The sequence below is a fragment of the Streptomyces sp. NPDC058685 genome, from assembly GCF_042714725.1.
In the GTDB taxonomy this organism is placed as follows: Bacteria; Actinomycetota; Actinomycetes; order Streptomycetales; family Streptomycetaceae; genus Streptomyces.
Genome location: NZ_JBHXSL010000002.1, coordinates 140,690 through 163,784 on the forward strand (window position 1 = coordinate 140,690; position 23,095 = coordinate 163,784).

Consider the following 23,095-nt stretch of genomic DNA (forward strand, 5'->3'; position numbering starts at 1 on the left):
CACGGACCGAACGAGATCGGTCTCCCCCCGATGGCTCGGGGAGAGACCGATGACGCTGTCGACTACGGTGCTCAGGCCTTGCGGGCGCGGGCCGCCGTCTTCTTCGCCGCCGTCTTCTTGGCCACCGCCTTCTTCGCGGTGTTCTTGGTGACGGGTGCCTTCACGGTGGGGACCGAGTTCGCGGCGGCCGTGGTCGCGGGCTTCTTCGCCGCGGCCTTCTTCCTGGTGCCCGAGCGCGCCTGCGGCACCACCGCGTCGCTGATCCGCTCCGTGTCCAGGATGTCCCGCAGGAACTTGCCGGTGTGGCTGGTCGGGACCCCGGCGATCTGCTCCGGAGTGCCTTCCGCGATGACGAGTCCGCCGCCGCTGCCGCCTTCCGGTCCCATGTCGACGACCCAGTCCGCGGTCTTGATCACATCGAGGTTGTGCTCGATGACGATGACCGTGTTGCCCTTGTCGACCAATCCGGACAGCACGTTGATCAGCTTGCTGATGTCCTCGAAGTGCAGACCGGTCGTCGGCTCGTCGAGCACGTACACCGTGCTGCCCGTCGAGCGCTTCTGGAGCTCGGACGCCAGCTTCACCCGCTGGGCCTCACCGCCGGAGAGCGTCGGCGCGGACTGGCCGAGCCGGACGTATCCGAGACCGACCTCGTTGAGCGTGCGCAGATGACGGGAGATCGTCGGGACGGCCTCGAAGAAGTCCAAGGCCTCCTCGATCGGCATGTCCAGCACCTCGGCGATGGACTTGCCCTTGTAGTGGACCTCCAGGGTCTCCCGGTTGTAGCGCGCACCGTGGCAGACCTCGCACGGGACGTAGACGTCCGGAAGGAAGTTCATCTCGATCTTGATGGTGCCGTCGCCCGAGCAGTTCTCGCAGCGGCCGCCCTTGACGTTGAAGGAGAACCGGCCGGGGAGGTAGCCCCGGACCTTGGCCTCCATCGTCTCGGCGAAGAGCCTGCGGACATGGTCGAAGACACCGGTGTACGTCGCCGGGTTCGACCGCGGGGTGCGGCCGATCGGCGACTGGTCGACATGCACGACCTTGTCGACGAGGTCGTCGCCGTCGACGCGGGTGTGCCGGCCGGGCACCGACTTGGCGCCGTTCAGCTCACGCGCCAGGTGCGTGTAGAGGATGTCGTTGACCAGGGTCGACTTGCCGGAGCCGGAGACACCGGTGACGGCGGTCAGGACACCGAGCGGGAAGGAGACGTCGATGTCCCGCAGGTTGTTCTCACGGGCGCCGTGGACGGTGAGCTGCCGTCCCGGGTCCATGGGCCGACGGATGTCGGGGGTCGGGATGGACCGCTTCCCGGCGAGGTACTGACCGGTGATCGACGCCTTGTTGGCGAGCAGATCCTTGAGCGAGCCCGAGTGCACGACCTTGCCGCCGTGCTCGCCGGCGCCCGGACCGATGTCGACGACCCAGTCGGCCACCTTGATGGTGTCCTCGTCGTGCTCGACGACGATGAGGGTGTTTCCCATGTCACGGAGCCGGACGAGGGTCTCGATGAGCCGGTGGTTGTCACGCTGGTGCAGACCGATGGACGGCTCGTCCAGGACGTACAGCACACCGACGAGTCCGGAGCCGATCTGGGTGGCGAGCCGGATGCGCTGGGCCTCGCCGCCGGAGAGGGTGCCGGCCGCGCGGTTCAGCGAGAGGTAGTCCAGGCCGACGTCGACCAGGAACCGCAACCGCTCGTTGACCTCCTTGAGCACCCGCTCGGCGATCTTCTTGTCCCGGGCGTTCAGCGTCAGACGGCCGAGGAACTCGGCGCACTCGCTGATCGACATCGCGGAGACGTCGGCGATGGACTTCTCCATCACCGTCACCGCGAGGACGATCGGCTTCAGCCGGGTGCCCTGGCAGGTGGGACAGGGGACTTCGCGCATGTAGCCCTCGAAGCGCTCCCTGCTGGAGTCGCTCTCGGCCTCCTGATGCCGCCGCTTGACGAACTGCACCGCGCCTTCGAAGGCGGGCGTGGTGTACGCGCGCTCCCTGCCGTACCTGTTGCGGTAGCGGACCTCGACCTGGGTCTTGTGGCCGTACAGCAGGGCCTTCTTGGCACGCTGCGGCAGTCCGCCCCAGGGCATGTCGGTGGAGAACCCGAGCGCCTGGGCGAGCCCGCCGATCAGCCGGCCGAAGTACTCCTTGGTGTGGCCGTGCGACCAGGGGTGGATCGCACCCTCGTCGAGGGACTTCTCCTCGTCCGGGACGATCAGCTCGGGGTCGACCTCCATGCGCGTGCCGATGCCGGTGCAGTCGGGGCAGGCGCCGAAGGGCGAGTTGAAGGAGAACGAGCGCGGCTCGAGCTCCTCGAAGGACAGGTCGTCGTACGGGCAGTACAGGTGCTCCGAGTACATCCGCTCGCGCTCGGGGTCGTCCTCGGGGAGGTCGACGAAGTCGAGCACGACCATGCCGCCGGAGAGGCCGAGCGCGGTCTCCACGGAGTCCGTCAGCCGGCGCTTGGCGCTGTCCTTGACCGTGAGGCGGTCGATGACCACCTCGATGGTGTGCTTCTCCTGCTTCTTCAGCGTCGGCGGCTCGGCGAGCTGGATCGTCTGCCCGTCGACCCGGGCGCGGCTGTATCCCTTGGTCTGGAGATCGGAGAAGAGGTCGACGAACTCGCCCTTGCGTTCGCGCACCAGCGGCGAGAGCACCTGGAAGCGGCTGCCCTCGGGAAGCTCGAGCACCCTGTCGACGATGGCCTGCGGCGACTGGCGCGTGATGGGGCGGCCGCACTCGGGACAGTGCGGCTTGCCGATCCGCGCGAACAGCAGGCGGAGGTAGTCGTAGACCTCGGTGATGGTGCCGACCGTCGAGCGCGGGTTGCGCGAGGTCGACTTCTGGTCGATGGAGACGGCCGGGGAGAGACCCTCGATGAAGTCGACGTCCGGCTTGTCCATCTGACCGAGGAACTGGCGGGCGTACGACGACAGGGATTCCACGTACCGGCGCTGGCCCTCGGCGAAGATCGTGTCGAAGGCGAGCGAGGACTTGCCCGACCCGGAGAGCCCCGTGAAGACGATGAGGGAGTCACGGGGGAGGTCGAGCGAAACGTTCTTGAGATTGTGCTCGCGAGCGCCACGAACGATGAGACGGTCGGCCACGCCGGGTCCGCACCTTTCTTCAGAGAAGCGGGGGCACCGGCCCCCGTCCCAGACTGTTCCAGCCTACGGAGGGCGCCAGATCGATGAATGCCAGACAAGCAAGGATGCCTCGGACCAGGCTATAGCACGTGCATTCGATTTCAGACCGCGCTCAGCCACCTTCACCCGAACGTGTGGCCGGGCTATCGTCGGCCTCATGATCGATCCCCTGCGCGACCTGGCATCTGTACGTGAAGCGACCGAGCGGCTGCTCACCGCAGTCGACTCCTTGGACAACGCCGCCCTCGCCGGTCCGTCACGGCTACCGGGCTGGAGCCGCGGACATGTCCTTGCTCATGTATCCCGTAACGCCGACGCGATCGTAAATATTCTCGAAGGCCGTCCGATGTACGCGAGCGCCGAGGCGCGCGAGGCCGACATCGAGCGGGACGCCCCGCGCCCGCTGGACGTCCAGCTCGCCGACCTGCGCGACAGCGCGGCCCGCCTGGAGGCCGTGGGCTCGCTCCCCGCCGACTGGCGGCGCACGGTCCAGCTGCGCAACGGCGTCACCGACGCCGCCGCCCGGGTCCCCTTCCGCCGCCTCGTCGAGGTCGAGCTGCACCATGTGGACCTCGACGTGGGCTACGAGCTCGAGGACCTTTCGGAGGAGTTCACCGCCCGGGAGATCGACTTCCTCGCGCAGCGGTTCTCCGGCCGGCCGGACGTCCCCCCGACCCGGATCGTCGCGACGGACGGCTCCGGTGGCGAGTGGCACACCGGTGGTACCGACGGCGCCCCGGTCACCGTCTCCGGCCCCGCGGCCGCGCTCGTGGGCTGGCTCGCCGGCCGCCGGGACGGGGCCGCCCTGGACACCGCGGGAGCCCTGCTCCCCGCGCTGCCCCCGCTATAGGCTGATCTCCATGACGTACAGCGGAGTGGTGAAGGTCGGCGGCGCTGCGGACGTTCACGAACTGACGGACCTGATGATCTCCAAGGTCGCCGTCGGTCCGATGGACAACAACGCTTTTCTGCTGCGCTGCCGCGCCACGGACGAGCAGTTGCTGATCGACGCGGCGAACGAGCCGGAGACGCTGCTCCGGCTGATCGGCGACGACTCCATCGCCTCGGTGGTCACCACGCACCGCCACGGCGACCACTGGCAGGCACTCTCCGATGTGGTCGCGGCGACGGGCGCGCGGACCTATGCGGGGCGCTTCGACGCCGAGGGCATTCCCGTCGCCACGGACGTACAGGTCGAGGACGGCGACGTCATCCGCGTCGGCCGGGTCGAGCTGACCGCCCGGCATCTGGTGGGCCACACGCCGGGGTCGATCGTCCTGGTCTACGACGACCCGCACGGACACCCGCACATCTTCACCGGCGACTGCCTCTTTCCCGGCGGGGTGGGCAACACCCGCAAGGACCCGGTGGCGTTCCAGAGCCTGATCGACGGTGTCGAGGAGAAGCTCTTCGGGCCGCTGCCGGACGAGACGTGGGTGTATCCGGGCCACGGCAAGGACACGACGCTCGGCGACGAGCGGCCGCACCTGGCGGAGTGGCGCCGACGCGGCTGGTGAACGCACAGCTGTTGGGGAGTTCCGGCGCCCGGGCGGCGATGGGGACGGGGTCGCGGCGCGTGTGCGGGTCGGTCCGCGTCCGGGCGGCGGTACGCGTCGCTCCATGTCGGGGGCGGAGGTGGGGAAGAGTCCGCGTCCGGGCGGCGGTTCGCGTGGTCCGCTTCCGGGCCGCGGTACGCGTCGATCCGTTTCCCGACTGCCATACCGAATGCCGTACACCTCGGTCCGCGTCCGGCGAGAAACCGTTGTCGCCCGATGGCGGCGCACGGCTAACCTCCGGGCCATGACGCAGCCCGTCCACCCTCCCAAGCCCCGTCCCGGCGACCGGATCGCGGTCCTCTCGCCCTCCAGCGGACTTCCGGGACTGCTGCCGCTGCCGTTCGAACTCGGTCTCGCCCGGCTGCGCGACGACTTCGGGCTCGTTCCGGTCGAGTACCCGACGACCCGCAGGATGGGCTCGTCGCCGCGGGAGCGGGCCCGCGACATCCACGCGGCCTTCGCGGATCCCGGCATCACGGCCGTCATCGCGAGCATCGGCGGGGACGACCAGATCACCGTGCTGCCGTATCTGGACCGGGAGTTGATCCGGGCGAACCCGAAGCCCTTCTTCGGGTACAGCGACAACACGGCCCTGCACTGCTACCTCTGGAACACCGGCATCGTCAGCTACCACGGCGGCAGCGTGATGGTCGAGCTGGGCCGACCGGGAGCCATGGAGCCGCTGACCGCCGACTCAATGCGGGCCGCCCTGTTCACCTCGGGTCCGTACGAACTCCGCGCCGCCGACCGGTTCCGGGTCGTCGACCGAGACTGGGCGGATCCGGCGACGTTCGAGGCCGAGCCGGAGACGGATCCGGGCGGCGGCTGGTGGTGGCACGGGCCCGAGCACGTCGTCGAGGGGCGTTCGTGGGGCGGGAATCTCTCGGTGCTGTCCTGGCTGTTGATGGCGGACCGCGAGATCAGCTCCGACCTCTCGGCGTACGACGGCGGAGTGCTGGTGCTGGAGACCGACGAGGAACTGCCGTCGGCCGAGGAGGTGTTCCGGATCCTGCGTGCCATGGGCGAGCGGGGACTCCTGGAGCGCTTCGACGCGCTGCTGATGGGCCGGGCCAAGACCTGGTCCTTCGACCGGCCCGGCGGCCTGGCGGAGCGGGCCCGGTACGCGCGCGACCAGCGCGAGGCGGTGCTGCGCGCGCTGGAGGTCTACGCGCCGGACATCATGGCCGTCTTCGACGTCGACCTCGGACACACCGATCCGCAGCTGATCATTCCCTACGGCGGGCACGTCCGGGTGGACGGGCCGGCCCGGCGTATCACGGTGACGTACTGACTCGGCGAAGGCCGGGACCGAGGGAACGCCGGTGGGCACGGAAACGCCGGTGGGCGGGGACAGCAGCCGCTGTCCCCGCCCACCGTTCATCAGGTCCGTCAGGCCCCGATGCTGTCCTTCTCCGGCGACTCCGGCGTCTGGGCCGCCTCGCGCTCGGACTGCCTCTTGGAGGCGATGAGGCTGGTGATCGTGGTGATGATCAGCACGCCGCAGATGACCGCCAGCGAGACCGGGATCGAGATCTCGGGGACATGCACCCCGCTCTCGTGCAGTGCGTGCAACACCAGTTTCACGCCGATGAAGCCGAGGATCACCGACAGGCCGTAGCTGAGGTGGACCAGCTTCCTCAGCAGTCCGCCGATCAGGAAGTACAGCTGCCGCAGACCCATCAGGGCGAAGGCATTGGCGGCGAAGACGATGTACGGGTCCTGGGTGAGGCCGAAGATCGCCGGGATCGAGTCCAGCGCGAACAGCACGTCGGTGGTGCCGATGGCCAGCATGACCACCATCAGGGGGGTCAGGACGCGCTTGCCGTTGTTGCGGATGAAGAGCTTCGTGCCGTGGTACTTGTCGGCGACGCCGAACTTCTTCTCGATGGACTTCAGGAGGCGGTTCTCCTCGAACTCCTCGTCCTCGTCGTCGGCCCGCGCCTCCTGGATGAGCTTCCAGGCGGTGTAGATCAGGAACGCGCCGAAGATGTAGAAGACCCAGGAGAAGCTGGCGATGATCGCGGCACCGGCGGCGATGAAGATCGCTCGCAGGACCAGGGCGATCAGCACACCGATGAGCAGCACCCGCTGCTGGAGGTGTGAGGGCACCGAGAACTTCGCCATGATCAGGACGAAGACGAAGAGGTTGTCGACGCTGAGCGATTTCTCGGTGATGAAGCCCGCGAAGAACTCGCCGGACGCCTGGCTCTCGCCCGCCATCAGCAGGCCGAGGCCGAACAGAGCGGCGAGGACGATCCAGACGATCGTCCAGATTCCGGCTTCCTTGATGGACACGTCATGGGGCTTGCGCCCGATGAAGAAGTCCACGGCGATGAGGGCTGACAGACCAAGAATGGTCAGCAACCAGATGTTCAATGAAACGTCCACTGCGCCTCCGGCTTCGTACGGCTACTGATCAGCGTCGTCGCTGCCGGAGGTCTCCTCCACCCGAGCGGTCCTTGCCGCTCCGGCCGGCGCCCCGGGACCTGTGAATCGGTCCGTATTGACGGGCACGCCGCAGTCGGGAGTACTCCCCTCCGTTCAAAAGGAGAGTACAGGAATCACCAAGTAAAGGTAAAGCGCAGGGTAAAGGACGCTTCAAATCAGCAGGTCAGCGGCCCCAGTTGCGCCGAGCGGCGGTCACCGCGTCCAGCACCTGACGCAGTACCGCGCTGCCCGGCGGGACCGTCAGCGGCTGGTACGTCCAGGCGTGCCGGACCCAGGGGTCGGCGAGGTGATCGTCCGGCACGGGCGTGATCCGCAGCAGGGAGCGCCACAGCGGGTCCAGCACCGGCCCGTAGGCGCTCGCGTCCTCGCGGTCCGCGACCATCATCAGATGCACCCCGACCGCCGGACCCTCGTCGGCGAGGTAGCGCAACTGGGTGACGGCCCGGTCGTCGAAGCCGTGCGGGAAGTCGTTGACGATCAGCAGCTGCTCGCCGGTGTCCAGGTCGGGCGGGAGGGCGTCGGCCGCGCCGCCGCGCACCGCCATCGTCACCAGGTCCACCCGCTGGGTGAGCTTGGCGAGCGTGTCGCTCACCCCCTGCGCGCCGGTCGCGGGCGGTCCGGCGAGCGCGCCCGACTCGACCAGCGGGGCGAGCGAGGCCGCTGCCGTACGGGCGGGGTCGATGACGTGGACGGTGAACTCGCCGGGCGGGTAGACCCCGAGCAGCCGGGCCGCGTGGGAGACCGCGCAGTCCATGGCGAGCTTCCGCAGCTGGCCCTCGTCCAGCATCATCGCGGCCTCGGAGCCGGTGCGTCCGCTGTCCACCCACAAGCCGCGCTCCAGCGGCAGTCTGATCAGGAACGGGATGCGCAGCTCCGGCGTCTCGGGCAGCTGGAGATCACCGAGGCGCAGGGCCATCGGGATCTCCATGGGCACGCGGTAGGCGTGCCAGACAGGGTTGTCCCAGCGGGCGAAGGCCGGCGGCAGGGCCGGCTCGACGACATCGGACTCGGCCGACAGCTGGGCCAGGTCCCGGTCGAGTGCCTGGCGCGCCTGGGTCGTCAGCTCCTCGCACTTGGCGCGGGCCGCCGCACGGGCGGTGTCCCCGGCGCCGCCGATACGGTTGCGCGGGTCCGACAGGGCCCGGTCCAGTTCCTGGTCGAGGCGGTTCTCGGCGAACTCGACCGCGCTGCGGTAGGCGGCGACCGAGCGGGCCAGGTCCTCGAACATCCCCCAGATCTGGTTGTAGAGCCGCTCCTCCATGGACCAGCCGGTGGCATCGCCGGCGACGGGACGGGCGGGCTGCCCGGGCTCGGCGGCCGGCGCGGTCGGAGGCGGCGGGGGCGGGGCCGAGCGGCGACGCGGGTGGGCGTAGTCGATGGGCCCGCCGGATCCCGGCGGGGCGTCGGGGGTGGTGGCGTGCTGGGGGTCGGCGGGTGGCGGGGCCTGTCCGCCGCCGGCCCCGAGACCGTCCGCGGCCGTCGGGTCCACCGCGGAGGTCTGGCCGGAGGCCGGGCGGGTGTAGGCGCCGTCGGCGCCGCGGGTGTTCAGCGGCGCGGGCGCGGTCCGCGGAGTGCGCGGTGCGGCGGTGGCCTGGATCTCGGCGGCCTTCTCACGGGCCGTGGCCAGTCCCTGGTCGCCGAGGAGCTGGGCGAGCCCGCCCGCGTACCCCTGGCCCATGGCGCGCACCTTCCAGGCGCCCTGGCGGCGGTAGACCTCGACGGCGACAACGGCCGTCTCGGTGTCCAGACCGGTGATGGTGAAGCTGGCCACCTCGCTGCCGTCCTCGGCGACGACGGCGAGGAACGGGGCGGCCGTGGCGCCGAACTGGGCCGGCCCGCCGGTGCCTTCGGGGAGCGCGAGCAGGATGTTGAGCCGGTGGACGGCCGCAGGCACCGCCGACAGGTCGACGGCGAAGCGGGGCGCCTCGGTGGCCCGGCGGGGCACCTCGACGCCGTGGACGGTGGGCGCTCCGGGGTGGGCGATCCAGTCGTCCCGGACGGCGCCCCGCTCGTCGGCGCAGGTCGCGCAGGCCACGACCGGGTGTCCGGCCGACACCCGTATCTCCAGGCGGGCGTCGGGCAGTGGATGGTTCTGCCCCCGGACCAGCTCGGCCGTCATCGCCTTGTCCCCTCGTGCTGTGGTCGGTGCTGAGCGGTGGTGCCAATCGGTGCAGCTCCCGGCGGCCTCATGCCTCCGGGAGCTGCGTCGTCCGTGCGAGCCGTGCTTACAGGTGCGGCAGGATCGACGGCATCAGGTCCTGGAAGGTGCGGCCGTTGGCGGGGTTGCCGAGGGCCGTCATCTGCCAGCCCGAGCCCGCGCGGTGCACCTTCGCCATGATCTGGGCGGTGTACTGGCCACCGCCGTCGAGCGTGTAGCGGGCGAGCTCCTGGCCGTTCGTCTCGTCGACGATGCGGCAGAAGGCGTTCTGCACTTCCTGGAACGTCTGGCCGGTGAAGGAGTTCACCGTGAAGACGATCTGGTCGATGTGGACCGGCACTCGCTGAAGATCGACGAGGATCGCCTCGTCGTCGCCGCCCGAACCCGCCCCGCCGACCAGGTTGTCACCGGTGTGCTTCACCGAACCGTCGTCGCTGACCAGGTGACGGAAGAAGACCACGTCCACCGGCTGCTTGTCGGCGAACAGCACCGCCGAGGCATCCAGATCGATCTCCCTGGTGCGCGAGCCGAACAGACCGCGCCGGGGCGCCGCCTGCCAGCCGAGCCCCATCCGTACAGCCGTGAGGGTGCCCCCGTCGCTCTTCTGCAGGCTGATGGCCTGACCCTTGGTCATGTTGACCGTCACGCGCTGTCCCCTTCTCCCTGAATTCCGCCGCCCAACGCGCGGCTTCCCAGCACCCTACGCAGTTGCGTCAACGGTGCAGCACAAATGGCTCGATTTTGTGTCGGTCTTGCAACACACCAGACGAATCACCAGGTGTGCGAGGGCTGCCGCACACCTGGTGAGCGGGGTGGTGACCCGCCGGTGGAGGCGGCTCAGGCCAGACCCGCCTCCTTCATCTGACGGAGCTCCTTCTTCAACTCGCCGACCTCGTCGCGCAGCCGGGCCGCGACCTCGAACTGAAGGTCCGCGGCGGCCGCGCGCATCCGGTCGGTCATCTCCTCGATGATTCCGGCCAGTTCGGCGGCGGGCCGGTCGCTCAGCACCTCGCCCTTCCTGCCCGCCTTGCCGCCGAGCGCGGGGACCGGAGCCTTGGCGCCCTTGCCCGGCTTCTCGGCCTTCGCCTGCCGGTAGCCGGTGCCGAGCAACTGCTCGGTGTCGACCTCCTCGCGTGCGATGGTGGCGACGATGTCGTTGATCTTCTTGCGCAGCGGCTGCGGGTCGATGCCCCGCTCCGTGTTGTACGCGATCTGCTTCTCCCGGCGGCGGTTGGTCTCCTCGATGGCCTTCTCCATCGCCGGGGTGACCTTGTCCGCGTACATGTGGACCTGGCCGGAGACGTTGCGCGCCGCGCGGCCGATGGTCTGGATCAGCGAGGTGCCGGAGCGCAGGAAGCCCTCCTTGTCGGCGTCGAGGATCGCCACCAGGGACACCTCGGGGAGGTCGAGGCCCTCCCGCAGGAGGTTGATGCCGACCAGGACGTCGTACTCACCGGCGCGCAGCTCGCGCAGCAGCTCGACGCGGCGCAGGGTGTCGACGTCGCTGTGCAGATAGCGGACCTGGATGCCCAGTTCGAGGAAGTAGTCGGTGAGGTCCTCGGCCATCTTCTTGGTGAGGGTGGTGACGAGGACCCGCTCGTTCTTCTCGGTGCGCAGCCGGATCTCGTGCACCAGGTCGTCGATCTGGCCCTCGGTCGGCTTGACGACGACCTCCGGGTCGACGAGTCCGGTGGGGCGGATGATCTGCTCCACGAATCCGTCGCCGCGGGAGAGTTCGTACGCGCCGGGGGTGGCCGACAGGTACACGGTCTGACCGGTCCGCTCCTTGAACTCCTCCCACTTCAGCGGGCGGTTGTCGAGCGCGGAGGGCAGCCGGAAGCCGTGGTCGACCAGGGTCCGCTTGCGGGACGCATCGCCCTCGTACATCGCGCCGATCTGCGGAACGGTGACGTGCGACTCGTCGATGACGAGGAGGAAGTCCTCGGGGAAGTAGTCGAGAAGGGTGTTGGGCGGCGAGCCGGGTCCGCGGTCGTCGAAGTGCATCGAGTAGTTCTCGATGCCCGAGCAGGAGCCGATCTGGCGCATCATCTCCAGGTCGTAGGTGGTGCGCATCCGCAGCCGCTGCGACTCCAGGAGCTTGCCCTGCTTGTCCAGCTCTGCCAGCCGCTGCTCCAGCTCGGCCTCGATGCCGTTGACCGCCTTCTCCATGCGCTCGGGGCCCGCCACGTAGTGCGTCGCCGGGAACACGTAGAGCGACTGGTCCTCGCTGATGATCTCGCCGGTGAGCGGGTGGAGGGTGGAGAGCGCCTCGATCTCGTCGCCGAACATCTCGATGCGGACCGCGAGCTCCTCGTAGACCGGGAAGATCTCGATGGTGTCGCCGCGGACCCGGAAGGTGCCGCGCTGGAACGCCGTGTCGTTGCGCGTGTACTGGATGTCGACGAAGCGGCGCAGCAGCTGGTCGCGGTCGATCTCCTCGCCGACCTTGAGCTGCACCATGCGGTCGACGTACTCCTGCGGGGTGCCGAGGCCGTAGATGCACGAGACGGAGGCGACGACGATCACATCACGCCGGGTGAGCAGCGAATTGGTCGCGGAGTGGCGCAGCCGCTCGACCTCTTCGTTGATCGAGGAGTCCTTCTCGATGTAGGTGTCCGACTGCGGGACGTAGGCCTCGGGCTGGTAGTAGTCGTAGTACGAGACGAAGTACTCGACGGCGTTGTTCGGCAGGAGCTCGCGGAACTCGTTCGCCAGCTGGGCGGCCAGCGTCTTGTTCGGCGCCATCACCAGGGTGGGGCGCTGGAGCTTCTCGATCATCCAGGCGGTCGTCGCCGACTTGCCGGTGCCGGTCGCGCCGAGCAGCACGACATCGTCCTCACCCGCGCGGATACGGCGCTCCAGGTCGGCGATGGCCGCGGGCTGGTCGCCACTGGGCTGAAAGGGACTGACGACCTCGAAGGGCGCCACCGTACGTTCGATCTTGGAAACGGGCCGCATGGATCCAACGGTACGACCCCCCACTGACAACCGGGCTCGGGTCCGTCCTGTGGATCAGGCCGGATCGGGCCGGATCAGGCCGGCGCCCCCGGGAATCGCCCCCGCCGGGCGGCCGCCGTGGTCACCAGCTGTCGGACCGGTGCCGCTCGCCCCTCTCGACCGCCCAGCCGGGCGACCGGTACCCGGACGGGCTCCCCGTCCGCTGGGCCGGCACCCCCGGACGCAGGTCAACGGCGGAGGGCGCCCCGCGGTCCGGCTCTCCCAGCATCAGGAGCGGGTCGAACATCACCACCACCCCCGCCAGTACCAGGAAGATCACGGGACCGATCAGCATGGGGATGAGCAGCGCGGCGGGGTCGTCGCCCGTGCCCGCGGTCACGCCGTGCAGATGGACGCTGACGGCCGCCATGCCGGTGTAGTGCATGCCGCTCACCGCCACGCCCATGACCAGGCCGGCGCCGAGACCGGCCCACAGGCCCCGGACGGAGACCGCCGCCCACAGGGCGATCGTGGCCGCGGCGACGGCGACCACCACAGACGCGGCGACGGTCAGGGTGTCGTACGCCAGAGCCCCCTGGAGGCGCATCCCCGCCATGCCGAGGTAGTGCATGGAGGCGATGCCGAGGCCGGTGATCGTGCCGCCGGTCATCAGGGCCATCGGCGTGGCCCCGCGGTAGCCGACGAGGAAGATCCCGATGCCGGTCATGAGGACGGCGACGCCGAGCCCGGCGAAGACGACCGGCCGGTCGTAGGCGATCGGCGCCTCGTCCACGCTGAAGCCCATCATCGCGATGAAGTGCATGCTCCAGATGCCGGAGCCGATCGCGGTCGCTCCGAGCGCCAGCCAGCCGGCCTTGAACGACCCCCTGTTGCGGACGGAGCGTGCCGTGCAGCGGAGCCCGAGGGCACCGCCCAGCCACGCCATCACAAAGGCGGCCACGGGTGTGACCAGTCCGTAGCTGAAGCCGTCGACTGTTCCCTGCATGCCTGTAACGCCCTTCGCTCCCGGCGTGGTTCCGCGATCCCCGCGATCCTGGATCCCCCGCGATCCTGATGGAACGTCCGGTCAGGGGCCGAGGGTATGACTCCGGCCACGGTTGGCAAACAGGTGTGCGGAGATTTGTCGACACGAGAGCGGACACGCGATGTGTTCTGGGCGGATCCGTTCACGTTCTGGCCATACTTCGCCTGTTCCGCGTTGACCGGCGGGTGTCACTCTCGGCCCGTCCGTGACCGACACCGTGAGGAGTCAGGGTGTACGCACGTCCCGTCGCCGCAACCGCCGCCGCCGTCCTGGGAGTCGGCGCGGCCCTGTTGTCCCCTCCGGCCGCCGCCGCCGGCCCGAGCCCCGCCGAGACCGCCGGCCGCCACGGCGAACCGATCGTCTTCGCCCACCGAGGTGCTTCCGCGTACGCCCCGGAGAACACCCTCGCGGCCGTGGACCTCGCCGCCGACATGGGTTTCGCCTGGGTCGAGAACGACGTCCAGCGCACCGAGGACGGCGAGCTCGTCGTCGTCCACGACGACTCTCTGGCGCGCACGACGGACGTCGAGCAGCGGTTCCCCACGCGGTCGCCCTGGAAGGTCAAGGACTTCACGGCCGCCGAGATCGCCACACTGGACGCGGGCAGCTGGTTCGATCCGAAGTGGGCGGGCGCCCGGGTGCCGACCCTCAAGCAGTATCTGAACCGCGTCGAGGACAACGGCCAGAAGCTGCTGCTCGAGATCAAGAAGCCCGAGCTCTACCCGGGTATCGAGAAGGACACCCTGCGCGTGCTGCGCCAGGAGGGGTGGCTCGACCGGGGGCACGTCCGCTGCCGGCTCGTGATCCAGAGCTTCGGCGCGGCCAGTGTGCGGGAGGTGCACCGGCAGCGCCCGGACGTCACCACCGGGTTCCTGGGTACGCCCGCGGTCGCCGATCTGCCGTCGTACGCGGCGTTCACCGATCAGATCAACCCGACGTACAGCACCCTCACCGCCGACTACGTGACCGCGGTCCACCGGCTCAAGGGCGCGCACGGCAAGCGGCTCCGGGTGAACACCTGGACCGTGGACGCCGCGGCGGACGCGCGGCGGGTCGCCGGGTACGGAGTCGACGGCATCATCACCAACAAGCCCGACGTGGTGGCGGACGCGGTGGGCTGAGCCGCACCGGAGCCGCGGCCGGAGGGCACTGTCAGTGCCCGGTCGTACGGTGGTCCGCATGAAGAGCTTCGAGTGGACCGTCGTGAGCACGGACATCGGGCCCCTGCTGGTCGCCGCGACCGAGCAGGGCCTGGTGAGCGTCGTCTTCCACGCGGACGCGGGCATACGGGACCGGGCGCTCGGGCAGCTGGCCGGGCGTCTGGGTGCCGAGCCGGTCGAGGACGCGACCGGCCTGCTGGCGGAGCCGGTGCGCCAGCTGACGGCGTACTTCGCGGGCGGCCTGCGGGAGTTCACGCTGCCGCTCGACTGGTCGCTGTCGGGCGGCTTCAACCGTCAGGTGCTGCGCGAGCTCGCCGCCGGCGTCCCCTTCGGCGCGGTCGTCGGTTACGGCGACCTGGCGTCGCGGGTGGGCCAGCCGGGTGCCGCCCAGGCCGTGGGGGCGGCCATGGGATCCAATCCGCTGCCGGTGGTGGTGCCCTGCCACCGCGTGGTGGAGACCGACGGCAAGCTGGGGGGCTTCGGCGGAGGTCTGGAGACGAAGCGGAAACTGCTGGCGCTGGAAGGGGTTCTGCCGGAGCCGCTGTTCTGAGGCGGGATCCGGCCGTGCGCACCGGGGCGGGAATGCGGTTTCGCACTGCCGTGCGAGCTGCCAGACTGCGCCAGTGACTCTCCGCGCTGACGCACCCTCCCTCTGTTCCGGCGGTGGAACGGCGTACGCGTCGTGACCTCGCTCGACAAGGCTCCGGCCGTCGCTCCGCTGTCCGAGACCGAGCTGGCGGCCGTGCGGCGGCGTATCACCGCCGTGCTCGTCGCCAGTCAGATCCTCGGCGGGCTCGGAGTCGCCACCGGCATCGCGCTCGCCGTCGTGCTGGCGCAGCAGGTGAGCGGCACCGAGGCGCTGGCCGGACTCGCGCCGACGGCGACCGTCGCGGGGACGGCACTGATGTCCGTGCCGCTGGCCGCGCTGATGACGGCCAGGGGACGGCGGCCCGGGCTGGTCCTCGCGTATCTGATCGGCGCTCTCGGCGCGGGTGTCGTCGTGCTCGGCACCGTCATGGACAACTTCGTGGTGCTGCTGGTGGGCATGGCCGCGTTCGGCGCCTCCTCCTCGGCCAATCTCCAGGCCAGGTTCGCCGCCGCGGATCTGGCCGTGCCCGAGCGGCGTGGCCGGGCCATCTCGAATGTGGTGTGGGCGACCACGATCGGTGCCGTCCTCGGCCCCAACATCGCGGCGCCCGCGGGCCGCAGCGTCGCCGGTGCCGGCATACCGGCCACGGCGGGCCCGTTCGTCTGGGCCGCCGGAGTGTTCCTGATAGCGGCCGTCATGGTCCTGGTGCTGCTGCGACCCGACCCGCTGCTGACCGCCCGTGCCCTGTCCCCCGCCGACCGGTCCCCCGAGGGCCGCTCGCTGCGGGCCGGAGTACAGGCCGTGCGCGCATCTCCCATGGCCCGGCTCGCGCTGGTGACCGTCGCCCTGTCGCACACGGCCATGGTGTCGATCATGTCGATGACACCCGTGGCCCTCAGCCACCACGGCGCCGGCATCGAACTGATCGGGCTCGTCATCAGCGGCCACATCGCGGGCATGTACGCGTTCTCGCCGGTCATGGGCTGGCTGGCGGACCGGGTCGGCAGGCTCGCCGTGATCGGACTCGCCGTCGGCCTGCTGTCGGTGGCCGCGCTGCTCGCCGGCACGGCGGGTGCGAGCCATGTCCAGACCACCGTGGGGCTCTTTCTGCTGGGGCTCGGCTGGTCGGCGGGCGTGGTCTCCGGTTCGGCGCTGCTGACCGACTCGGTGCCGCAGCCGGCCCGGGCCGCCGCCCAGGGACTGTCCGACCTGGCCATGAGCGCCACCGCGGGTCTCGGCGGCGCTGCCGCCGGACTGATCGTCGCGCAGGCGGGCTACGGCTGGCTGAACCTGGTCGGGGCCTGTCTGCTGCTGCCGATGGCGGCCCTGACGATCCGCAGGTCGATCCGCTGACGCACCCGGGCCCGGGACTTCGGGCCGGGGACCGCGGTCGGTGGCTCCGGGTCCGGGACGAGGGCGGCGGGGTTTGGGCGGCCTGCCCGTGTGCCAGGGATGGGACATGCAGCTCACCGAGATGACGGATGAAGTACGGGAAGCACTCGCCGCCCACCGGCCCGTCGTGGCCCTGGAGTCGACGATCATCGCGCACGGGCTGCCGCGTCCGCGCAATCTGGCCGTGGCCGAGGAGCTGGAGGGGCTCGTACGGTCCGAGGGGGCCGTCCCCGCCACGATCGCCGTACTGGACGGGCGGGCCCACATCGGCCTGGACAAGCGGCAGTTGGAGCGCGTCGCCGGGGACGAGGACGTGCGCAAGCTCGGGCACCGGGACCTCGCACCGGCGCTGGCCTCGGGAGCCGGCGGGGCGACGACGGTGTCGGCGACGGCCTTTCTGGCCGCGCGGGCCGGTATCCGGGTGTTCGCGACGGGCGGGCTCGGCGGAGTACACCGTGAGTGGACCCACTCCCAGGACGAGTCCGCGGATCTGCGGGTGCTGGCCCAGACGCCGATCGCGGTGGTGTGCGCGGGCGTGAAGTCGGTGCTGGACGTTCCCGCGACGCTGCAACGGCTGGAGACCCTCGGCGTCGGGATTCTCGGATACGGGACGGATCGTTTCCCCGGCTTCTACCTCACCTCCTCCGGGGAGCCGGTCGACTGGACGGTCCACTCCCCCGGCGAGGTCGCCGAGGTGATCCGCGCGCGGGAGGCGCTCGGCGGGCCGGAGTCGTCGCTGATCGTCGCCAATCCGGTCGCGGAGTCGGACCAGCTCGATCCGGCGCTCCACGACCGCGTGCTCCGCGAGGCGCTGGACGAGTGCACGGAGCGGGGCATCGTGGGTCAGGCGGTGACGCCGTTCCTGCTGGAGTTCCTGATGCAGCGGACGGAGGGCGCGTCGCTGGAGGCCAACATCGCGGCGGTGCGCGGGAATGTACGGCTGGCGGCGCGGATCGCGGCGGCCCTGTGAGGGCGGAGCTTCCGCACGAAGAGGCGGCGCCGGGTGAGGGGGGTGCCGGGCCCGCGCTGCTCGTCATCGGGGACGTCGTCACCGACGTCGTCGCACGTCATACCGCAGCGCTCAGCCACGGCACGGACACGACGGCCACGATCCGCATCCTGCCGGGCGGCGCGGGAGCCAACGTGGCCTGCTGGGCGGCGCGCGGGGGCCACGTCGACGTACGTCTCCTCGGGCGGGTCGGCCGCGCGGAGGCCGGCTGGCACGAAGAGCAGCTGCGGTCCGCCGGGGTCCGCCCGCTGCTGGTCCCCGACGACGACGCGCCCACCGCCACGGTCATCGCCCTGGTCGACGCGAGCGCGGAGAGGACCTTCCTCACCGACAGCGGCGCGGTGCTGCGCATCTCGCCCGCCGACTGGTCGCCGTCACTGCTGGACGGCATCACGCATCTGCACCTCTCCGGCTATCTGCTCTTCGCCGAGGCCAGCCGAGCACTCGCCCGCCTCGCCATGGCCTCGGCGCGCGCCCGGAGCGTCACGGTGAGCCTGGACCCGGCCTCGGCGGGCTTCATCCGCAGTGCCGGCGCACCGGAGGTGCTGGCGGAACTCGATGACGTGGACGTCCTCGTCCCCAACGCGGACGAGGCGTGCCTTCTCACCGGTCTGACCGACCCGGCGGACGCGGCGGCACGGCTCAGCCGCCGGGTTCCGCTGACCGTCGTCACCCTGGGCGCCGACGGCGCGCTGGTGGCGGAGTCCGGCGCGGTCACGGCACGCGTTCTGCCGCCCCGGTCGCAGGCGGTCGACTCGACGGGCGCGGGCGACGCCTTCACCGGGGCGTTCCTGGCGTCACGGCTCACCGGGGCGGACCCGGCGAGTGCGGCGGCCGAGGGCTGCCGGGCCGGCGCGGAGGCCGTGACGCTGATCGGCGGCCGGCCCGCTCAGGTCGTCCCGCCCCAGGCGGGATGACGCGGGTCGTCCACACGGACCAGCACATCGGCGGCCTCGGCGGGCCCCACCTCGTCCTCGTACCGCCGGAACGCGGGCAGGGTCCACTGTTCGCTCTCCGGTGTCCTCCTCCGCAGCGCGCCGGGCGACAGCTGGAGGTGGACGGTCAGGTCGAACGGGAACCAGTGGCCCAGCAGAAAGGGACCGTGCAGCAACAGCACTCCCCCGGGCGGGAGTCGGACGTGCGGACTGCGGGTCGCCCGGTCGGTCGCCGGGTTCCACAGATCGGGCAGGACGAGTCCGCTGCCCCCGGCCTCCAGCGGCCCGAAGACCTCCCGCCACAGGGCACCCGTGTCGAACCAGCCGCTGTAGTACGAGTCGGGGTCCTCACGCCCGTACTCCAGGCGCAGCGACGCGGGTCGCAGGAAGCCCTCGGTCCCGACGACGAGAGCGGCCCGGCCGCGTAGCCGCAGTGCCTCCTCGACGCGCCGGGCGAACTCCCCGCCGGGCGCCCCGCCGGCGCCGTCCACGGCGACGCGCAGCCACGGGCTGCCGTCCTCGGCTTCGCCCGCCGTGACCGTGTCCGCCACGGCCTCGGTCAGCCGCTCCCAGGTGATCGCTTCGAGTCGCACGGATCCATGATGCGGCGGGCGCGGTGGCGATGCCCGAAGGAGGGGGTGGTGCTGCCCGACGGGAGGGCGGCGGCGGTGCCCGGCACACGTGGGCCGGGCGGAAAAGGAGCGGGCCCGGAGGCGTAGCCGGCCCCCGAGCCCTGTGATGCCGCCCATGTGGCACGCCGGCACACTTGAGGACCCCGGTCAGTCATGATGTCGTCGCGTCCTGCCTTTGGACCACCGCACATCGAGCTGTGCGGGCCGGACTTGAACCGGCATCTCGGCGTACTGGGCCCGGGCCCGGTCGATCCGGCGATCGGCGGCGAATACTGAATCTGGAGCAATAGTCTGAGATTGACGGCGGCTGCCTCTGCCGGGCTTGGGCCACCGCGGCGCGTCAATGCCGCGGGGAGGATTCGAACCTCCACTGGAACCGCCTCGTTCACGACAAACTTCAGTTTCAGCTTGCGCTCCTCGCGCACCCCGTCCGCAAGCAGCGGACGGGGAGTCTTGAAGGCTACCCGAACAGGTAGCCGAACACCGCGTCACCGACGCGCTCGTCGGTGACCTCCGCGCCGTTGGCCTCCTCGCGCGCGAACTTCACGGCCTGCTGCAACTTCTCCACCCGCTCCAGCAGTTCGTTCACCCGCCGGGCCGGCAGCGCGCCGGAGAACTTCACCGTCGTCCAGTAACCGACCGGGATGTCCTCGTAGTACACCTCGACCTGGGCCGGGTGCTTGTCGGTCGCCTCGGCCTTCACATGGTTGCGGGGGACCTTCTTGGTCCGCAGCGTGCGGACCGACTCGGTCTTCCACGCGTCCGTCGACGGGTCCTGCGTCCACGACTCCGACGCGTCCAGCACGGGCAGCTTGCGCACGAAGGTGTTGATGTCCGTCAGCTGCTTCTCCAGGAACAGGAGGTACGCCACCGGCACATCGCTCACCAGCACCCGCCCGTCCACGGTCACATCGGCGCGCGCGGTGCAGTTGGCCCAGTCCTTGGTGGCGGTCACGTCGAACAGCCGCGTCAGCGTCTTCGCCGTGTCGCGCAGCACGTCCTCGGCCTTGACCTGAACCCGTGTCGACTCGGGAGGAAGCTGCTCGCCCTCCTCGTCCTTGGGCTGGTACGTACGCGAGATGCCGGCGAGCAACGCGGGCTTCTGGAGCCCGTGGTGGGCAGCCGTCAGGTCCTGGTGCGTCTTGGACTTGACGCCCTTCTCCACTGCGATGATCTGATTGAGTTTCGCCACGTCGATCACGTTACCAAGACCCTCCGACGCGCTCGAACCCTTATTCGGAGCCACCGGGAGCAGGCATTTCATGGAGACAGCCGTCATCGCGGTCATCGGCACCCTGCTCGGCTCGCTGATCACCCACGTCTTCCAACGGCAGACGACCGAGCGGACCGCGCAGCTCGCCCGGTCCGAACAGCTGCGCCAGGACCGCATTACGGCGTACAGCGCCTTCGCCGGCGCTCTCGTGGACTACCGGCGCGGCCAGAACGACCGGTGGCACCGTGCGCAGCAGACCCCGGACAGCCCGGCTGCCGAGGCGGCCCGCATCGACTCGTACCGGCTGCGTTCGAGCGCCCATCAGGCGCTGATCCGCGTCCAGTTGGTGTGTGACGACCCGCAGGCACTGGCACTGGCCGCATCGGCGTTCGCGGTGACCAACTGCATGCACGAGGCGCCGGACGAGCCCGACCGGGCGGAGCGCTCCGAGCAGGCCCGCGAAACACTCTCGGAGTTCATCGGCGCCGCGGCGCCGGGCGTCAGGTGAGCCGGCGGACCGGGCTGCCCGCGAGATGGGCCACGATGTCCTCGACGGCCTGGGTGAAGTAGCCCTCGTAGTTGCGCCGGGTGACATAGCCGAGGTGCGGCAGACCGAGGAAGTTCGGTGCCGTGCGCAGGGGATCGTCGGCCGGCAGCGGCTCGGCCTCGAACACGTCCGATCCCGCTCCGGCGATCCATCCCTCGTGCAGCGCCCGCACCAGGGCGGACTGGTCGACGATCGCCGCGCGTGAGGTGTTGACGAGATAGGCCGTGGAGCGCATGCGCCGCAGTTCGCTCTCCCCGATCAGCCCGCGCGTGCGGTCGCCGAGCTGGAGATGGACGGAGACGAAGTCGCCCGCTTCGAGGAGTTCGTCGAGCGAGGCCGCACGGACGACGCCGTGCTCCTCGGCCCTTCGGTCGGTGAGGTTCTCGCTCCAGGCCATGACGTCCATGCCGAAGGCCTGTCCCACGCGGGCGACCTTGGCGCCGATCCTGCCCAGCCCGAGAAGGGCGAGCCGGCGGCCGTGCAGGTCGGCGCCGAGGGTCGACTGCCAGGGCCCGTTGCCGCGCAGGGACACGTTCTCCTCGACGACATGGCGGGCGAGACCGAGGATCAGCGCCCAGGTCAGTTCGGCGGGAGGCTCCGAGCTGCTGGCGGTGCCGCAGACGGTGACGCCGTGCCGGGCGGCGGCCTCCAGGTCGATGGACGCGTTGCGCATGCCGGAGGTGATCAGCAGCCGCAGCCGGGGCAGGCGGGCGAACAACGAGGCAGTGAAGGGGGTGCGTTCGCGCATCGCGACGAGGATCTCGCAGTCGCCGACGGCACCCGCGACCTCGTCCTCGGAGGCCAAGTGGCGGTCGAGGGAACGGACCTCGACGTCGCCCGCGACGGCCGACCAGTCGGCCAGGGAGAGGGCGACCGCCTGGTAGTCGTCGAGCACGGCACAGTGCAGCGTCATGGGAGCGGAGCGTACCCGGTGGGTACGGTGCGGGCATGGACGTGGTGGTGATCGAACCACGGAAGGGACGGCACTGCGCGGAGTGCCGTCAGGGCCCGCTGACGCCGCACATCCGGGAGTACTGCTCCCCGCTCTGCCTGGTCTGTGCGGATCTCACGCACCTGGTCCACCTGCCGCGGGGGTTCCGCGGTACTCACCCGCCGCGCCCGCGAGGCGAGTTCACACTCCGCGGTCGTGGTCCGCTTCAGCCGTCGCCGCCGGAGGTACGAGCGTGATGGCCTGCTCGTCGAGGAGGCGGCCCCGGCCCGTGCCGAGGCAGCCTGCCTCGCGGACGAGGAGGCCCGGGCACGCCGCCGGGAACGGGACGCGGCCCGCGGAGCGGACGCGGACGCGGACGTACGCTTCACGGCCGAACCGGCCGCCGAGATCATGCGGTTGTTCCTCCGCTGCCCGCCGGCCCGCGCGCAGGACATCGCCGCGCACTCCACGGCCCGCGGCAGCGGCCGGGTGGGCCGCACCGCCGCGGGCCGGTCCCTGGAGACAGGAGCGGCGACAGCCGCGGTGCGGGCCTCCGTACGGCATCTCGACACGGGGTACGACGCGTTGCCGGCCGCCGGAACCGCCCGCAAGGTGGCACGGGCCCACGTATCGGACGCGATCGACACGGTGCCGGAGTCCTGGCGCCGGCCGCCCGGCCGACAGGTGTCGGAGCGAGGTGTTCTCAAGCACCGCCGCGGCGGGCTCGCCGGTAGAGCATCGCGCCGCCGAGCAGCAGTGCGGCGCTCGTGGGCACCGCGTAGCCGATCGCTCCGGAGCCGGTGTGGGCGAGCTCGACATCCTTCTCGGGCAGCGGCGCGACGGCGCGTTCGGTCGGCACGGGCGGGGCGGGCGGGGCGGGCCTGGGCGGGGTGACGGGGCGCGGCTCGGTGGGCGGCTGCCCGGGGGTGTTGGAGGAGGAGTTGCCCACGGAGGCGTTGCCGATGCCCACCACGTTCACGGAGTTCCCGGTGACGTTGACCGGCACATCGACCGGAAGCTGGATGCCGTTCCCGGACAGGACGCCCGGGGAATCCTTTCTGCCGCCCTCGGCGGTGGCTCCTCCCCTGGAGCCGTGTCCGGCACGATGGCCGTCGTCCTGCGAGGTGTTCTCGCAGGAGTTGCCGGCGGCCGGGTTGAGGAGCCCGACGACGTTGATCGTGTTGCCGCACACATTGACCGGGACGTGGACCGGAAGCTGCACCGTGTTGCCGGCCAGCACACCGGGTGAACCGGCCGCGGCGCCGTCCGCGCCGGAGTCGGCGTACGCGTGTCCCGTCAGCGCGAGCGCGCCACCCGTGAGCATCACGGTGGCCAGACCCTTTCGGTGAAGCTGCCTCATGTTCCCTGCCTTCCGGAGAAGTTCGCGGGCACTC

19 protein-coding genes and 1 pseudogene are annotated in these 23,095 nt (G+C 70.6%); 10 read left to right on the plus strand and 10 right to left on the minus strand.

All coding sequences use genetic code 11. The annotated features are described in order from the left end of the window. Positions 1-71 precede the first annotated feature (71 nt). The gene (uvrA, locus tag ACFWU3_RS02410; RefSeq protein ID WP_384429915.1) at positions 72-3,110 is read right to left on the minus strand and encodes an excinuclease ABC subunit UvrA; all 3,039 of its coding nucleotides are present in this window, start codon (positions 3,108-3,110) and stop codon (positions 72-74) included. Between the two features lie 196 nt (positions 3,111-3,306). Between uvrA and ACFWU3_RS02415 the strand changes: the two genes are divergently transcribed. The 3 genes from ACFWU3_RS02415 to ACFWU3_RS02425 all read left to right on the plus strand — a co-directional run bounded on the left by ACFWU3_RS02415 (position 3,307) and on the right by ACFWU3_RS02425 (position 5,996). After that, positions 3,307-3,999, plus strand: a complete 693-nt coding sequence (locus ACFWU3_RS02415) for a maleylpyruvate isomerase family mycothiol-dependent enzyme (protein WP_384429918.1) — start codon at positions 3,307-3,309, stop codon at positions 3,997-3,999. 10 nt (positions 4,000-4,009) lie between these two features. After that, entirely contained in the window at positions 4,010-4,666 is a 657-nt protein-coding gene (locus tag ACFWU3_RS02420) for an MBL fold metallo-hydrolase (protein ID WP_384429921.1), read from the plus strand. Between the two features lie 283 nt (positions 4,667-4,949). Continuing rightward, the gene (locus ACFWU3_RS02425) at positions 4,950-5,996 is read left to right on the plus strand and encodes a S66 peptidase family protein (RefSeq protein WP_384429924.1); all 1,047 of its coding nucleotides are present in this window, start codon (positions 4,950-4,952) and stop codon (positions 5,994-5,996) included. A 98-nt stretch (positions 5,997-6,094) separates the two neighbouring features. On the opposite strand, the gene ACFWU3_RS02430 is transcribed toward ACFWU3_RS02425, so the two are convergent. The 5 genes from ACFWU3_RS02430 to ACFWU3_RS02450 all read right to left on the minus strand — a co-directional run bounded on the left by ACFWU3_RS02430 (position 6,095) and on the right by ACFWU3_RS02450 (position 13,254). Then, the gene (locus ACFWU3_RS02430; protein ID WP_384429926.1) at positions 6,095-7,093 is read right to left on the minus strand and encodes a TerC/Alx family metal homeostasis membrane protein; all 999 of its coding nucleotides are present in this window, start codon (positions 7,091-7,093) and stop codon (positions 6,095-6,097) included. 223 nt (positions 7,094-7,316) lie between these two features. Further along, entirely contained in the window at positions 7,317-9,272 is a 1,956-nt protein-coding gene (locus ACFWU3_RS02435) for a TerD family protein (protein ID WP_384429929.1), read from the minus strand. Between the two features lie 106 nt (positions 9,273-9,378). Beyond that, a complete protein-coding gene (locus tag ACFWU3_RS02440) occupies positions 9,379-9,957 on the minus strand; it encodes a TerD family protein (RefSeq protein ID WP_096629140.1) in 579 nt (192 codons plus the stop codon). A 191-nt stretch (positions 9,958-10,148) separates the two neighbouring features. Then, positions 10,149-12,269: an excinuclease ABC subunit UvrB gene (uvrB, locus tag ACFWU3_RS02445; RefSeq protein WP_384429931.1), complete on the minus strand. Its 2,121-nt coding sequence runs from the start codon at positions 12,267-12,269 to the stop codon at positions 10,149-10,151. Between the two features lie 121 nt (positions 12,270-12,390). Next, positions 12,391-13,254: an MHYT domain-containing protein gene (locus ACFWU3_RS02450; protein ID WP_384429934.1), complete on the minus strand. Its 864-nt coding sequence runs from the start codon at positions 13,252-13,254 to the stop codon at positions 12,391-12,393. Positions 13,255-13,523: 269 nt separating this feature from the next. On the opposite strand from ACFWU3_RS02450, the gene ACFWU3_RS02455 reads away from it, so the two are divergent. The 5 genes from ACFWU3_RS02455 to ACFWU3_RS02475 all read left to right on the plus strand — a co-directional run bounded on the left by ACFWU3_RS02455 (position 13,524) and on the right by ACFWU3_RS02475 (position 18,360). Then, a complete protein-coding gene (locus tag ACFWU3_RS02455) occupies positions 13,524-14,414 on the plus strand; it encodes a glycerophosphodiester phosphodiesterase (protein WP_384429937.1) in 891 nt (296 codons plus the stop codon). Positions 14,415-14,472: 58 nt separating this feature from the next. Then, a complete protein-coding gene (locus tag ACFWU3_RS02460; protein WP_384429940.1) occupies positions 14,473-15,003 on the plus strand; it encodes a methylated-DNA--[protein]-cysteine S-methyltransferase in 531 nt (176 codons plus the stop codon). Between the two features lie 132 nt (positions 15,004-15,135). Further along, positions 15,136-16,395 carry an MFS transporter gene (locus tag ACFWU3_RS02465; protein WP_384429943.1) on the plus strand — a complete coding sequence of 420 codons (1,260 nt, stop codon included), beginning with the start codon at positions 15,136-15,138 and terminating at the stop codon, positions 16,393-16,395. A gap of 106 nt (positions 16,396-16,501) precedes the next feature. Then, the gene (locus ACFWU3_RS02470; protein WP_384429946.1) at positions 16,502-17,404 is read left to right on the plus strand and encodes a pseudouridine-5'-phosphate glycosidase; all 903 of its coding nucleotides are present in this window, start codon (positions 16,502-16,504) and stop codon (positions 17,402-17,404) included. After that, positions 17,401-18,360, plus strand: a complete 960-nt coding sequence (locus tag ACFWU3_RS02475; protein ID WP_384429949.1) for a carbohydrate kinase family protein — start codon at positions 17,401-17,403, stop codon at positions 18,358-18,360. Before ACFWU3_RS02470 ends, ACFWU3_RS02475 begins: the two co-directional genes overlap by 4 nt. On the opposite strand, the gene ACFWU3_RS02480 is transcribed toward ACFWU3_RS02475, so the two are convergent. Both ACFWU3_RS02480 and ACFWU3_RS02485 read right to left on the minus strand, forming a co-directional pair. Next, positions 18,333-18,971, minus strand: a complete 639-nt coding sequence (locus ACFWU3_RS02480; protein ID WP_384429952.1) for a uridine kinase — start codon at positions 18,969-18,971, stop codon at positions 18,333-18,335. The genes ACFWU3_RS02475 and ACFWU3_RS02480 overlap by 28 nt on opposite strands. A gap of 499 nt (positions 18,972-19,470) precedes the next feature. Then, positions 19,471-20,202 carry a hypothetical protein gene (locus ACFWU3_RS02485; protein ID WP_384429956.1) on the minus strand — a complete coding sequence of 244 codons (732 nt, stop codon included), beginning with the start codon at positions 20,200-20,202 and terminating at the stop codon, positions 19,471-19,473. A gap of 70 nt (positions 20,203-20,272) precedes the next feature. On the opposite strand from ACFWU3_RS02485, the gene ACFWU3_RS02490 reads away from it, so the two are divergent. Continuing rightward, positions 20,273-20,731: a hypothetical protein gene (locus tag ACFWU3_RS02490; RefSeq protein WP_384429959.1), complete on the plus strand. Its 459-nt coding sequence runs from the start codon at positions 20,273-20,275 to the stop codon at positions 20,729-20,731. Here ACFWU3_RS02490 and ACFWU3_RS02495 read toward each other — a convergent pair. Beyond that, on the minus strand, positions 20,724-21,683 hold the full coding sequence (locus ACFWU3_RS02495) for a D-2-hydroxyacid dehydrogenase family protein (protein WP_384429962.1): 960 nt from the start codon (positions 21,681-21,683) through the stop codon (positions 20,724-20,726). The genes ACFWU3_RS02490 and ACFWU3_RS02495 overlap by 8 nt on opposite strands. A 35-nt stretch (positions 21,684-21,718) precedes the next feature. On the opposite strand from ACFWU3_RS02495, the pseudogene ACFWU3_RS02500 reads away from it, so the two are divergent. Continuing rightward, positions 21,719-22,376 (plus strand): annotated as a pseudogene (locus ACFWU3_RS02500) (DUF2293 domain-containing protein); the annotation flags it as partial. A 28-nt stretch (positions 22,377-22,404) separates the two neighbouring features. Here ACFWU3_RS02500 and ACFWU3_RS02505 read toward each other — a convergent pair. After that, the gene (locus tag ACFWU3_RS02505) at positions 22,405-23,061 is read right to left on the minus strand and encodes a chaplin (RefSeq protein WP_384429965.1); all 657 of its coding nucleotides are present in this window, start codon (positions 23,059-23,061) and stop codon (positions 22,405-22,407) included. Positions 23,062-23,095: the final 34 nt, after the last annotated feature.